We start from the raw sequence: 13614 nt of genomic DNA, 5'->3' as shown, positions 1-13614 counted from the left end.
CCGGGTGATCCTCTCACCCGGCTGGCATAGTTACGCTTTCCTCAACGGGTGTGTTTATTCAGGGATCATGCAATGAGAGCACTAAAACGTGTCGGTTTACTTGCGCTGTTTTTCCCCTTCGCGCCAGCAACACTGGCTGCGACACAAAGTAATATCAGCGACTGTCATTACGATGCCAGCGGTGTAGACAGCTTCAGCGATATATTCACCTGCGGTACCGTTAGCGGCAGTTTACGTACGCTCTACTACTCCACACACAATGCCTATTTTTCCAAAGGCTTTAATCAGGACACCACCAGTTACGGCGGCAGTGTGAAATATGAAACGGCTCCCGCGTATGGTTTTCGCGCTGGCGTGAGCGCCATCTTTTTGCGGGGGATTGATCACCCGGATGAAGCGCATACCATCAGCGACATTGGTGATAATCAGACCAATATCGGGGAAGCTTATTTAAGCTGGCAACAGGATGATTTTAAAATTACTGCCGGCGATCAACGCATTAACATTCCCTTCGTCGGTGACTATGACTGGCGTATTACACCGATACTCTTCAGGGGCGTTGATGCCAATTATGGCGACAGCACCCAGTATTTGCATGCTACCAAAGTCTGGCGCTACAAGCCCTGGGGCGACGATCAGTTCCTGGATACCACGGCCTATTCGGATATCGATGAGCGCACTAACGGCATGTGGGCGATTGGTGGCGGACAGGGCACCCAGTGGGATAACAAAAAACTTACCGGACAAGTGTGGTATCAGGAATATGCTGATTATTCCCGCGTTGTCTATGGCGAAAGTCATATGCAGTGGCAGGATACATTGTTGCAGCCGGATGTGGCTCTGCAGTTTATTCGCGGTACCAGCTTAGGGAAAGCGCTGGCCGGAGAGGTCAATAGCACCTCTTACGGTGCTCAGCTCGCGCTGAGTTTCACTCCTGCACTGAACTGGAAATTGGGCTACGACCATATTGCTGCCAGCCCCAATAGCTGGGGTAACGGTTCACTGGTGGTGCCTTATGCCCACAACAGTTCATCGGGTCCCTATTTCGCCCAGCCGTTTTTCACCAGTACCCAGGATCTTGGCAGTGGCAATGCATATATGACCAACCTGAACTACGTGCTTAATGAGCATCTTTCTCTGGGTACACAATATTCGTTTATGGATTTAAAACCCTCGGCACAGTCTGCCAGCATTAATCAGTCGGAATATCTGGTGTATTTCACCTGGGCGTTCAGCGGTGTATTAAAAGGATTAAGCGTGACCGATTTTGCCGGCGTGCAGACATCGCCTCTGTACGATTCACATTTCTGGCAGAATCGTTTGAGTTTGCAATACGACTTTTAATCATTCATTCCATCAGAATTAACTGTCTTTACCTGCTGCCCAGGATGGATGAATTGCTGATTAACCCATAGGCCCCTTTAACAGGGGCCTGTTGAGTTTTTGTACAATATTCACCGCCAGCGCCTGATGCGAAGCATTTGTCTGCAGGAGAGCGTACTGGCGCAGACGTTTTTCTCAGTGCCGCCTGTCAATGCGCTGCACCAGCCGATCGCCGAGCCACTGGATACCGCACACCAGCACGATCAGTACGGCGATCACCGCCACCATCACCGCAGTGTCAAAACGCTGATAACCGTAGCGAATCGCCAGATCGCCCAGGCCGCCCGCCCCGATGGCACCCGCCATTGCCGAGGCGCCGATCAGCGCCACCAGCGTGACGACAAAACCAGAAAGAATGCCCGGCAGCGCTTCAGGAATCAGCACCTCCCAGACAATACGTAATTTGCTGGCACCCATGGCACGCACCGCATCAATCAGCCCGCGATCGACATCGCGCAGTGAAACTTCCGCTACCCGGGCAAAATACGGCGTGGCGGTGATCGATAACGGTACAATTGCGGCCCAGGTGCCCAGAGAGGTGCCGACCAGCAGACGGGTAAAGGGAATCAGCGCCACCAGCAGAATAATGAACGGCAGCGAGCGAAAGCCGTTGATCACTACGCCCAGCAGACGATTGATGCTCCGGTTTTCAGCAATGCCGCCGGGGCTGGTGGTCACCAGAATCAGTCCCAGCGGTAATCCGGCCAGCAGCGAAAACAGGCCGGCCACCGCCGTCATCAGCAGTGTTTCACCCAACGCATTGAGCAGTAAATCAATCATCACTGGCGACATAACCGACCAACTCCACCTGTGCCTGCTGCGCACGCAGCCAGCTGAGAACCTGATACTCATCGGCAGCGTTGGCGGCCGGGAGCGCAATAAAGAAACGCACTACCGCGTAGTGCTGAATGTGGTCGATGCCCCCCTGCAGCAGGCGAAATTTACCCGGCAGAGCGCTGGCAAACTGCGTCAGCAAATCCCCCTGCGCCGCCACACCAGCAAAGTGAACGCTATAGATCGCCTCACCTTCACGCTGTTCGCTGAGCCGCGCTGCGAGATTTTCCGGCAGCTGCGGCAGCAGCCCGCGCAGCAACGTGCGCGTCAGCGCGGATTGCGGATGGGCAAACACCTGCCACACCGGGCCCTGCTCGACAATCTCCCCGGCATCGATAACGGCCACGCGATGCGCCACGGATTTGATCACCTCCATCTCATGCGTGATCAACAGAATGGTGATACCAAGCTGCTGATTGAGCGATTTCAGCAGCGCGAGAATCGAGCGGGTGGTTTCCGGATCGAGCGCCGACGTGGCTTCGTCACACAGCAGCAGCGCCGGGCTGGCGGCCAGCGCGCGGGCAATGCCGACGCGCTGTTTTTGTCCACCGGAGAGCGCCGCCGGATAGTGTCCGGCCTTGTCGCTCAACCCCACCAGCGCTAGCAGTTCCGCTACGCGCTGGTTGCGCTGTGCCTTTTCCATGCCAGCTATTTTCAGCGGCAGCGCCACATTCTGCGCCACGGTTTTTGCCGACAGCAGATTGAAGTGCTGAAACACCATGCCGACGCGACTGCGCACCGCCTGCAGCTGCTGTTCCGACAGACCGGTAATACCCCGCCCTTCAATCTCGATTACGCCTTCGTCGGGCTGCTCCAGCCCGTTGAGACAGCGAATCAGCGTCGATTTTCCGGCGCCGCTGCGCCCAATCAGGCCAAGGATTTCGCCTTTTTGCACCGTCAGTGAGACATTGCGCAGCGCCTGTGTCTGGCCGAAACGGCGCGACACGCCTTGCAAACGCACCACGTTGCTGTGCTGCGCCACGCGATCGCGTACTGTTGCCTCTTCGATCACGCCGCGCGCTACGGCGGTCAGGGGCACGGTGGCCTCGGAAAATAGCGTCATGGATGGGTTCCTTACCAGGCGGTTTCGCCCGTGCCTTTGTAGACCTTGTCAAACACCGTTTTGACGGCATCGTTCTGGTACGATGCCACCAGGGTTTTCACCCATGGGGCGCTGGCGTTCTCTTTTTTCACCGCGATAAAGTTGTTGTACGGGTTGTCTTTCACCGGCTCCTGCGCGATACGATCCGCTGCGGTCAGGCCGCTTTTCAGCGCCCAGTCGGTATTGACCACTGCTGCATCAAGATCCGGCACCGAGCGACCAATGATGCCGGAATCCAGCTCTTTGATTTTCAGGTGATGGGGATTGTCTGTGATGTCGGCCGTGGTGGCGGCAATGCCGACGCCCGGTTTGAGTTTGATCAGCCCTTGCTGCTGCAGCAGCACCAGACCGCGCGCCTCGTTCGACGGATCATTAGGCACGCCAATTACCGCTCCGTCTTTCAGAGCGTCGGCGCTTTTCACTTTCTTCGAATAGAGACCGATCGGCCAGACGGCGGTATCGCCGACGCGCACGATATCGTAATGATTGACCTTGATTTGATTATTCAGGAACGGTTGATGCTGGAAGGCATTGGCATCCACTTCACCATTCTGTAACGCTTCGTTGGGCTGATTATAATCATTGAAAATCACGGTCTTCACCGTCAGCCCTTTCGCGGCGGCCTGCTTGATCACTTCACGCCAGACGTCTTCGTCCTCGCCGCTCATGATACCGACCTTCACCGCGGTTTTATCCGCCGCCTGCGCCACAGAAAACGGCGCGACCACGCTGCCGGCAACCAGTAACGCGCCGACGGTTAACAACAATTTCTTTTGGGCTGATGCGAAGCGTGTGTGCATAAATTATTTCCTGAGTGTTATTATTACGCGAGTCAAAATAAGCTGCCGTGATCGACAGATACGCGCAGTATACGCAGTTGCTTATTCCAGCATTATGATTTATCCGGGAATGCTATTCCTGAAATGAATAAAGCCATGCCGCCGCTCATCGCGCCAAAAGGCCCCGGGCGGCTGTGCTACCATGCCTGTTTGATTGACCGTTATTGAGCGCTATGTCGGATACCACACCCAAACGTAAAAATGACCCGGAAGGGTTGAAAAAACGCATCCTCGCCGGTGCGCTGCAAACCTTCGCCGAATACGGTATGCAGGGCGCGCGAATGGAGCAGATTGCTGAACTGGCACAGACCACCAAGCGCATGGTGGTGTATCACTTCATCAACAAAGAGAAGCTGTATATTGAGGTGCTGGAGCAGGTGTATCAGGCGATCCGCCAGCATGAAACCGGCCTGAATCTTACTACGCTGGAGCCGGAAGAGGCGATGATCAAACTGGTGGAAGCCAGTTTTGACTATCACGTCACGCATCCCGATTTTATGCGCCTGGTGTGTACAGAAAACCTGCTGCGCGGGCGTTACATCATGCAGTCGGATCGCATCAAAGCGATGAACAAAAGTACCCTCGATTTGCTGGATGACATCCTGTCCCGCGGCCAGCGTCAGGGCATCTTTATCGACGGCCTGGATACCGTGGACGTACACCGCCTGCTCAGCAGTATTTGTGTGCATCACGTCTCCAACCGCTACACCTTCCACACGCTGTTTACCCCCCACGACAGTGAAGAGGACAGTATTCGCCGCAACCGTCAGCTGGCGGTAACGGCCACGCTGCGCTATATCCGCAAAGCCCCGTAATCTGCGGGTTCGCTGTGATGGTCTACGCTTGATCAAATAAACGGGACCGTGACAGACCTCAGATTAAGGAACGCTGTAGTGAAGAAAGATGCTCTCCTCTATCCGTTACGCAACACGCAACACACCGATGACACGCCTGCGCTCTGGAACTGGGCGCAGAATTCGGTAGTTGGCCAGCGCCAGCAGTTGCATCAGCCGCGCAGTGAAGCCGAGCTGCAACAGCTGTTGCGCGACTCGCACGGCAAAGTGCGCGTGCTCGGCAGCCGTTTGTCGCCCGGTCGCATGCTGTGCGTACAGCCGCAGGACGTACTGCTGGATCTCAGTGCGCTGCGCGGCATCCTCGCTCAGGATGAAGAGAGCGTAACGTTTGCCGCGGGCACGCCGCTGCAGCAGGTGTATGACAGCCTGACAAAGATGGATCGCATGCTGGCCTCCTCGCCCGGCGTGATTGCGGTACAGACGCTGGCAGGCGCGCTGGCAACCGGCACCCACGGTCAGGGCCTGGCACAGAGTTCGCTGGCGGACGAAGCGCTGCATATCCGCATGGTGCTGGCCGATGGCAGCGTGCGCGAGTTTCAGCGCGGTGACGCCGATTTCCCGGCGGCGATGGTGTCACTTGGCGCGCTCGGCATCGTCACCGCCATTACGTTGCGTACTCAGCCATTTCGCCTGTTTACCTGCCATAAATTCGCGGCGTCTGCCGATTCACTGGAACAGGATTTGCTGACGTGGAATGAGCAGCACGAACTCAGCAAAGCCTGGTGGTTTGTCGATGACAACCTTATGCATGTCTGGAACGCCGATGTCGCCAGTGCGGAAGACAGCCAGGCGTGGCACGACCATCAGCGCGAGGTGATTGAGCATGGCGATCAGGCCGACAGCAGCCTCAACGACACCATCGATCAGACGCTGGAACACATGCATCGCGACACGCAGATTCACGGCAAAGGCGGCAAACAGTTCCGTACCGTCACCCGCTTCCGTGATTTCACCGACATCAGCGGCGATATCTACCAGCTGTTTTGTCGTGGCATCGCCGTACCGCAGATCAACGTTGAGATTGGCGTGCCGCTGGCCAAAACGCCGGAAATTATCAGCAAGATCAAAGCCTGGTACGCACAGAATCGTCCGCACATGCACTATCCCATCATCCTGCGCTGCACCGGCGCTTCACAGGCGTGGATGAGCCCGGCGCATCAGCAACCAACCTGCTTTTTTGGTTTCGTGGTGTATTACGCGGATGACGGCTCACTGTCGCAGGACGGACTGCATTTCCTCACCGAAGTGGAAAAACTGCTGGCGGCAGAAGGCGGACGTCCGCACTGGGGTAAATATTACGATCCGCAGCGCTATCAGTGGCGCGCCATCTATCCGCAGTGGGATGCGTTTCGTGCAGTGCGTGAACAGCTGGATCCGACGCACCGCTTTAGCAATGACTATGTCACGGCTTTGTTCGATTGATTGAGTTTGATGGGGAGAATTTATGTACGCCTGGGTAACGCTGTTAACGCAGCCGGAATATTATGTCGGGGTGAAAGCGCTGCATCGCTCACTCAAACGCAGCGAAACGCGCTGGCCGCTGATTGTGATGGTCACCGATGCCATCGATCTGAGCATGCGCGAAGCATTGCAGGCGCTGGGCTGCGTGATCCATCCGGTCCAGCCGCTGATGCCGGACGCTGCGCTGGAGCAGCATTATGCCTCGGCACAGTTTGGTGAAGTGTGGAGCAAGCTGCGCGCCTGGGAGCTGACCGGCTGCGAGCGCGTGGTGTTTCTTGATGCCGATATGCTGGTGCTGCGCAACATGGATGAGCTGTTTACCCTTGACCTCGGCAAGCATGCGCTGGCGGCCTGTCACGCCTGCCGCTGCAACCCGAATCAAATCGCCAGCTATCCCGACAGCTGGCAGCCGGAGCATTGTCACTACACCTGGCAGGCGCGCGGTGAGACACCGCCCGCCGATCTTGATAACTATCTCAACGGCGGCTTTCTGGTGCTGCAACCGGATCAGGCGGTTTTCGACTGGCTGCAGCAGAAAGTGGCTGAGATTGACGACCTGCGCCGCTATCCGTTCTCCGAACAGGATTTGCTCAATGAAGTGTTTGCCGGACGCTGGCTGCCGCTGCCGTACATTTATAACGCGCTGAAAACCCTGCCGTTCCAGCATGCCGGCTTATGGCATGACGATGAGGTGAAGAATCTGCACTACATTCTCGCCAAACCGTGGAAACGCGATCTGAACCAGCCAGAGGCGCAGCGCGATCGTTATTACGCGCTGGATAAGCTGTGGTGGGAATTGGGCGCGGATTAATGGCTGGTCGCGGCGCGATTTGTCGGGCAATAGTTGGTCGCCATAAATGGCGACCCTACAGAATCTAAAACGGGTTAAAGCCTTTGCTGAATTTCGTAGGGTGCGCATTTATGCGCACCTGGTCGCGGCGCGATTTATCGCGCAATGGTTGGTCGCCATAAATGGCGACCCTACAGAATCTAAAACGGGTCAAAGCCTTCGCTGAATTTCGTAGGGTGCGCATTTATGCGCACCTGGTAGCGGCGCGCTTAATCGGGCAATGGTTGTCCGCCGCAAAAACTGCCATCGTTTCGCCCTTCCTGCTTCAGCGCGTTTTTGCAATGCGCTCCAGCGCAACCTGCGCCAGAAATCCTGAACGGGTTTTAAATTCCGGATGCGTCGCCACGCAACGGTCGATGCGATCAATCAGTAACTTCGGCAGAGTGACATTGATTTTTTCCGAGCCGCCCAGAATTCGGGTCACATCAACATCCACCAGCACCCACACGTAACCAGCAAACTCCGCCGATTTCATCAGCGATTTAAGGTCGGAGACCGCCGGAATATCCTGGCCGAGTTCAACCATTAACTCCAGATGACCGATAATCGCCTCTTTGGCGTTTTTTACGGCCTCCTCCAGCGTATCTCCCGCGGAAAAGCAGCCGGGTAAATCCGGCACCGTAACGCCGTACGCGGTGGTTTCATCTCCCGCTTCGATTGCGATGGGGTAAAACATAAGTGTGCCTCTTGCAAATTAATGGACGGTCAATCCGGCCTGTTTTCTGATACTTTTTACCGTTTTAATCGGCAAATCCTTTTTGGGATGCGGTATCGTGACCAGGCCTTTTTTCGTCGGATGGACAAAATGATGGTGGCTACCGTTAATTCGTATCAGCTCCCAGCCGTCGGCTCTGATTTCGGCCATTAGCGATCGGCTATCCATGCGCGTGTCCTGCTACGTCCTGAAAGCAATAAAATAACCCCAATAACCCTGAAATGCAACAGTCAGAGTTATTGGGGTTATTAAATTTCAATAATTGTGCGCTTCCCTGCGCACTGTGGCTTAACGCCAGCCGAGCTCTGGCGCGACGTGGGTCAGAATGCTGTCGATCACGTGCGCACAATAATCCACGCCAAGCTGATTAGGGATGGTCAGCAACAGGGTATCGGCTTCCGCAATCGCTTCATCCTGTGCCAGCTGTTTGATCAGTTGCTCCGGCTCTGCAGCATAGCTACGCCCAAAGATGGCGCGGGTTTTCTCATCGAGGAACCCGACGGAATCCTGCTCCTGTCCGCCGCGACCGAAGTAAGCGCGGTCGGTGTCGTTCATCAGGGCAAAAATACTGCGGCTGACCGACACGCGCGGCGCACGCTGATGCCCTGCAGCCTGCCAGGCTTCTTTATAGGCGCGAATCTGCTTCGCCTGCTGCACATGGAATGGTTCGCCGGTCTCGTCATCCTTGAGCGTCGAGCTCTGCAAATTCATCCCCAGCTGGGCTGCCCAGATCGATGTGGCGTTCGAGCCGGAGCCCCACCAGATACGCTCACGCAGGCCTTCGGAATACGGCTCGAGGCGCAGCAGTCCCGGTGGATTCGGGAACATCGGCTGCGGATTGGGTTTGGCAAACCCTTCGCCGCGCAGCACTTCCAGCAGCTCTTCGGTGTGACGACGTCCCATATCCGCATCGGTTTCTCCTTCACGCGGATTAAAGCCAAAGTAACGGTAGCCTTCAATCACCTGCTCCGGCGAGCCACGGCTCAGGCCGAGCTGCAAACGGCCGTTGGCGATCAGGTCCGCTGCTCCGGCGTCCTCCGCCATATACAGCGGATTTTCGTAACGCATGTCGATCACACCGGTACCAATCTCGATGCGGCTGGTTTTGGCACCGACCGCCGCCAGCAGCGGAAACGGTGAACTCAGCTGGCGGGCAAAGTGGTGTACGCGGAAATAGGCACCGTCGGCACCCAGTTCTTCGGCGGCGACGGCCAGGTCAATCGACTGCAGCAGCACATCCTGCGCCGAACGGGTGGCCGAGTGTGGTGACGGGGTCCAGTGACCGAAAGATAAAAAGCCAATTTTTTTCATGCTAAATGCTCCTCGCGGGCCAGAACGGCGCCGGCGTCATCAATCAGAATTCGATGAGGTAAGGTTACGCCTGTGCGAAGAGGACTGATAGCCAATAGTTTTCGCGCGCTTCTTCAACTTTTTTGCATAACAAAGCAATTTTCCGTCTTTGTGTTTATCACGCGTATCGCGCATCGTGAGCGCATCTTTTCCCGTCTCGCTGACTGAATTCATGAACATGGTCAAAGGAACCTCCGCCTACCTCAGTACCCAACAGCGCGAAGTGGTGCACCAGCTGGCGCGCAGCTGGCTATGGCGCAGCGAATTGCCGACCTGGCTGTTAATCATTACCGTTTATAGCGGCTGGTTCGCCAGCGTGCTGTACTGGCAAACGCTGGGCCTGCCCCTCGCCACGCTGCTGCTGATCCTGTTCACCACCTGGTATATGTCGCTGCAGCATGAGCTGATTCATGGCCATCCGACGCGCCTGCCGCGCCTTAATCAGCTGTTTGGCACGCTGCCGCTGGCGGTGTGGTATCCGTATGGTCTGTACCGGGATTCGCATCTGGCGCATCACCGCAACCACACCCTGACCGATCCGCATGATGATCCGGAAACCTATTATCTGTCGCCGGCGCACTGGGCACGGCTCAACCCCTGGCAGCAGCGCGTTATCCATCTGCGCAACACCTTTCCGGGACGTCTGCTGCTGGGACCGCTGCTGGATATCCTCGCCACGCTGCGCGCGCTGACGCAAAGCATGGTGCAGCGCGACGTGCCGGAGATGATGATGTGGCTGGTGCATTTGCTACTGCTGGCCGGACTGTTTTACTGGCTCAGCCTGCACGGCTTTTCCCCGCTGTGGCTGGTGCTGGCGGTGAGCTATCCGGCGCTGATGCTGACCAAGGTGCGCTCATTTTACGAACATCGTGCCGATGAGGCGCCACTGGCGCGCTCGGTGAATAACGAAGCGGCCTGGCCGTGGCGCCTGCTGTTCCTGAATCTCAACTATCATTCTGTACATCACGATCTGCCCGGTTTACCCTGGTACGGTCTGCGCAAAGTCTATTTGCTCTACCGCGACGGCTACTATCAGCGTAATCAGGGTTTTCGCGTTGCCGGTTACGGCCAATGGATGAAGCGCTTCTGGCGTCAGCCGATCGACGTTAACGCCCACCCGGGACACCACAAGGACGCACAGAATGCACATCATCTCTTTACCGATGTACGACATCGACCACCCGAGCACGCTGGCAATGACCTCAGTGCTGACGCGGCTGCTGGCGAAGCGCGGCGTGCAGGCTGAGGTGCAGTGGCACGACGACCTGCTGCCACACTGGCGTGATGACAAGCTGCTGCTGAGTCAGACCTGCGGTTATCCGCTGGTGGCGCTGCTGCCTGATGTGCAGCTGGTCGGCACCTTTCAGTCCAATGCGGCAGGCTGTCATGACCTGCGCTATCGCAGCTGGCTGGTGGCGCGCCTTGAGGATGAGAACCTGAGCCTCGCCGATTTCCGCGGCCGCCGCGCAGTGTGTAACAGCGATGACTCGCACTCCGGATATAATGCGCTGCGCTACGTAGTCGCGCCGCTGGCGCAGAACGGCAAATTCTTCGCCACCACCCGGTTCAGCGGCAGCCACCGCCAGTCGCTGGCCGCGCTGCGCGCCGGACAGGCCGACCTCGCCGCCATTGATTGCATCACCTGGGCGCTGCTGCGTAAATACCGGCCGCAGGAGCTGCAGGGCTTAGCCATTATCGGTGAAACCCCGCTGTGTGCCGCGCTGCCGCTGATTACCTCGGCGAAAACCGACAGCCTGCTGCTGGAAAAACTGCGCAGCGCACTGTTTGAACTGGCCAATGTGGACGACTACAAGGATGTGATGCAGGCCAATCTGCTGGCGGGCTTTTCGGTGCCGCAGCGCGACTGGTTTGATGAGGTTAAACGCTGGGAGGATGACGCCGCCGCGCTGGGCGTGACGGCGCTATAATAAAGCACGAACCGGCGGCGTCCCTGCCGCCAGCGGACTTACTGCGCGCGTGCCGCAATAATCGTCTCCGCGACATTACGCGGTGCTTCGGCGTAGTGGGCAAACTCCATGCTGTACGTGGCGCGGCCCTGAGACATCGAACGTAGCGTGGTGGCGTAGCCAAACATTTCGGCCAGCGGCACTTCAGCACGGATAATGCGCGCGCCGAAACGCTCGTCCATGCCCTGTAGCGTGCCGCGACGTGACGACAAATCGCCCATCACGCTGCCGGCATACTCTTCCGGCGTCTCCACTTCCACCTGCATCACCGGCTCCAGTATCACCGGATCGGCCTGCTTCGCTGCCGCTTTGAAGCCAAAGATCGCCGCCATGCGGAACGCCATCTCGGACGAGTCAACGTCGTGATAAGAGCCAAACGTCAGCGTGGCTTTGATGTCGACCACCGGATAACCGGCCAGCACGCCGCTGTTGAGCGCTTCGCGAATGCCCTTCTCCACTGAAGGAATAAATTCGCGCGGCACCACGCCGCCTTTGGTCGCGTCTTCAAAGGCGAAACCGCTTCCGGCCGCCTGCGGCTCCAGCGTCAGCACCACGTGACCATACTGGCCCTTACCGCCCGACTGACGCACAAATTTCCCTTCCACCTCGCGCACCGTTTTGCGGATGGTCTCGCGGTAAGTTACCTGCGGCCGGCCAATGTTGGCTTCCACGCCAAACTCGCGTTTCAGACGGTCGACGATGATCTCCAGATGCAGTTCACCCATGCCGGAGATGATGGTCTGACCGGACTCCTCATCGGTGTGCAGCCGGAACGACGGATCCTCTGCCGCCAGCCGCTGCAGCGCCAGCCCCATTTTTTCCTGATCGCCTTTGGTCTTTGGCTCAATCGACAGCGAAATCACCGGATCGGGAAATTCCATGCGCTCCAGCGTGATTACCGCATCAGGATCGCACAGCGTTTCGCCGGTGGTGACCTCTTTCAGCCCGACGCAGGCGGCAATATCGCCGGCGCGGATCTCATCAATTTCGATGCGATCGTTAGCCTGCATCTGAACGATGCGGCCAATGCGCTCTTTACGCCCTTTCACCGCGTTCCACACGCTGTCACCCTTGCGCAGTACGCCAGAATAGACGCGCACAAAGGTCAGCTGACCGACGTAAGGATCGCTCATCAGCTTGAACGCCAGCGCCGAGAAAGGTTCCTCATCGTCAGCATGGCGTTCGTCGTGTTCGCCGCGCTCGTTGATGCCGGCGACCGGTGGCACGTCGAGCGGTGAAGGCATCAGTTCGATGACCGCATCAAGCATGCGCTGCACCCCTTTGTTTTTAAACGCGCTGCCGCACAGCATCGGCTGGATTTCGCCCGCCAGCGTGCGCTGCCGCAGCCCGGCAATCACCTCGTCTTCACTGAGATCGCCCTGCTCCAGATAGCGGTCCATCAGCGTTTCGCTGGCTTCTGCCGCTGCTGCCACCATGTTTTCCCGCCACTCCGCCGCCTGCGCCTGCAGCGCGTCCGGAATCGGCGCATAGCTAAAGCTCATGCCCTGGCTGGCGTCGTCCCAGTAGATGGCGCGCATTTTGTTGAGATCGATGACCCCGCTGAACTGCTCTTCAGCGCCAACAGGAATGACAATCGGCACCGGATGCGCCTGCAGGCGATCTTTCATCATCTGCACCACGCGGAAAAAGTCCGCGCCCTGGCGGTCCATCTTGTTGACGAACGCAATGCGCGGTACGTGGTATTTATTCGCCTGCCGCCAGACGGTTTCTGACTGCGGCTGAACGCCACCGACCGCGTCGTACACCATCACGGCACCATCCAGCACGCGCATTGAGCGCTCCACTTCAATGGTGAAGTCAACGTGTCCGGGAGTATCAATGATGTTGATACGGTGCGGCGTAAAACTGCCGTCCATGCCCGGCCAGTAGCAGCTGACCGCCGCCGAGGTGATGGTAATGCCGCGCTCCTGCTCCTGCGCCATCCAGTCGGTGGTTGCCGCGCCATCGTGCACTTCACCCAGCTTGTGGCTCATTCCGGTGTAAAACAGGATGCGCTCAGTGGTGGTGGTTTTACCGGCATCAATGTGCGCGGAGATGCCGATGTTGCGATAACGTTCGATGGGGAGGGGTCGGGGCATGATGCGTCCTTAGTCTGTTGACGAAAAAACCGGCAGGCACCATTGCCCGCCGCTGTGCCCCAGCATAAACCCATTGTACGAATGAATACGAACAGTTTGAGCTTTTTTTGCTCATCGCTGAGATTGTCACGGTTTTCCGCATTTGCGGTGTGGCGCAGTG

At 57.4% G+C, this 13614-nt stretch carries 13 protein-coding genes; 6 read left to right on the top strand and 7 right to left on the bottom strand.

Annotated elements, in window-relative coordinates; translation table 11 throughout:
- Positions 1 to 72: 72 nt before the first annotated feature.
- Positions 73 to 1344: a TonB-dependent receptor gene (locus C1N56_RS07570; protein ID WP_346302972.1), complete on the top strand. Its 1272-nt coding sequence runs from the start codon at positions 73 to 75 to the stop codon at positions 1342 to 1344.
- Positions 1345 to 1518: 174 nt separating this feature from the next.
- Here C1N56_RS07570 and C1N56_RS07565 read toward each other — a convergent pair whose 3' ends face one another.
- Genes C1N56_RS07565 through C1N56_RS07555 form a run of 3 tightly spaced genes read right to left on the bottom strand, consistent with a single transcriptional unit; the run spans position 1519 to position 4119 of the window.
- A complete protein-coding gene (locus tag C1N56_RS07565; protein WP_088518053.1) occupies positions 1519 to 2175 on the bottom strand; it encodes a methionine ABC transporter permease in 657 nt (218 codons plus the stop codon).
- A complete protein-coding gene (locus C1N56_RS07560; protein WP_394517345.1) occupies positions 2156 to 3280 on the bottom strand; it encodes a methionine ABC transporter ATP-binding protein in 1125 nt (374 codons plus the stop codon). Before C1N56_RS07560 ends, C1N56_RS07565 begins: the two co-directional genes overlap by 20 nt.
- Positions 3281 to 3291: 11 nt before the next feature.
- On the bottom strand, positions 3292 to 4119 hold the full coding sequence (locus C1N56_RS07555) for a MetQ/NlpA family ABC transporter substrate-binding protein (RefSeq protein ID WP_394517344.1): 828 nt from the start codon (positions 4117 to 4119) through the stop codon (positions 3292 to 3294).
- 212 nt (positions 4120 to 4331) lie between these two features.
- Between C1N56_RS07555 and C1N56_RS07550 the strand changes: the two genes are divergently transcribed.
- The 3 genes from C1N56_RS07550 (at position 4332) to C1N56_RS07540 (ending at position 7284) form a co-directional block, all read left to right on the top strand.
- Complete coding sequence (locus C1N56_RS07550) at positions 4332 to 4973, top strand: TetR family transcriptional regulator (RefSeq protein ID WP_125310083.1); 642 nt, start codon at positions 4332 to 4334, stop codon at positions 4971 to 4973.
- Between the two features lie 78 nt (positions 4974 to 5051).
- A complete protein-coding gene (locus tag C1N56_RS07545; RefSeq protein ID WP_394517343.1) occupies positions 5052 to 6434 on the top strand; it encodes a D-arabinono-1,4-lactone oxidase in 1383 nt (460 codons plus the stop codon).
- Between the two features lie 22 nt (positions 6435 to 6456).
- Positions 6457 to 7284 (top strand): glycosyltransferase family 8 protein, encoded by an 828-nt coding sequence (locus C1N56_RS07540; RefSeq protein ID WP_058771104.1) that lies wholly within the window; start codon positions 6457 to 6459, stop codon positions 7282 to 7284.
- 304 nt (positions 7285 to 7588) lie between these two features.
- Here the strand turns inward: C1N56_RS07540 and C1N56_RS07535 are convergent, their stop codons facing one another.
- The 3 genes from C1N56_RS07535 to C1N56_RS07525 form a co-directional block, all read right to left on the bottom strand.
- Positions 7589 to 7999, bottom strand: coding sequence for a type II toxin-antitoxin system HicB family antitoxin (locus tag C1N56_RS07535; protein WP_058771103.1), 411 nt, complete (start codon positions 7997 to 7999; stop codon positions 7589 to 7591).
- Positions 8000 to 8017: 18 nt separating this feature from the next.
- Positions 8018 to 8206 carry a type II toxin-antitoxin system HicA family toxin gene (locus tag C1N56_RS07530; RefSeq protein WP_058771102.1) on the bottom strand — a complete coding sequence of 63 codons (189 nt, stop codon included), beginning with the start codon at positions 8204 to 8206 and terminating at the stop codon, positions 8018 to 8020.
- A gap of 120 nt (positions 8207 to 8326) precedes the next feature.
- Positions 8327 to 9349 (bottom strand): LLM class flavin-dependent oxidoreductase, encoded by a 1023-nt coding sequence (locus tag C1N56_RS07525; protein WP_021509376.1) that lies wholly within the window; start codon positions 9347 to 9349, stop codon positions 8327 to 8329.
- A 217-nt stretch (positions 9350 to 9566) separates the two neighbouring features.
- Between C1N56_RS07525 and C1N56_RS07520 the strand changes: the two genes are divergently transcribed.
- Complete coding sequence (locus C1N56_RS07520) at positions 9567 to 10634, top strand: fatty acid desaturase (protein WP_394517342.1); 1068 nt, start codon at positions 9567 to 9569, stop codon at positions 10632 to 10634.
- A complete protein-coding gene (locus C1N56_RS07515; RefSeq protein ID WP_394517341.1) occupies positions 10531 to 11316 on the top strand; it encodes a phosphate/phosphite/phosphonate ABC transporter substrate-binding protein in 786 nt (261 codons plus the stop codon). The genes C1N56_RS07520 and C1N56_RS07515 overlap by 104 nt, the downstream gene beginning before the upstream one ends.
- 38 nt (positions 11317 to 11354) lie before the next feature.
- On the opposite strand, the gene fusA is transcribed toward C1N56_RS07515, so the two are convergent.
- A complete protein-coding gene (fusA, locus tag C1N56_RS07510; protein ID WP_394517340.1) occupies positions 11355 to 13454 on the bottom strand; it encodes an elongation factor G in 2100 nt (699 codons plus the stop codon).
- Positions 13455 to 13614 lie beyond the last annotated feature (160 nt).

It is taken from the genome of Pantoea sp. SGAir0175, from assembly GCF_043547855.1.
The sequence above is the reverse complement of the archived record's forward strand: the minus strand, read 5'-3'. Positions and strand labels throughout refer to the sequence as shown.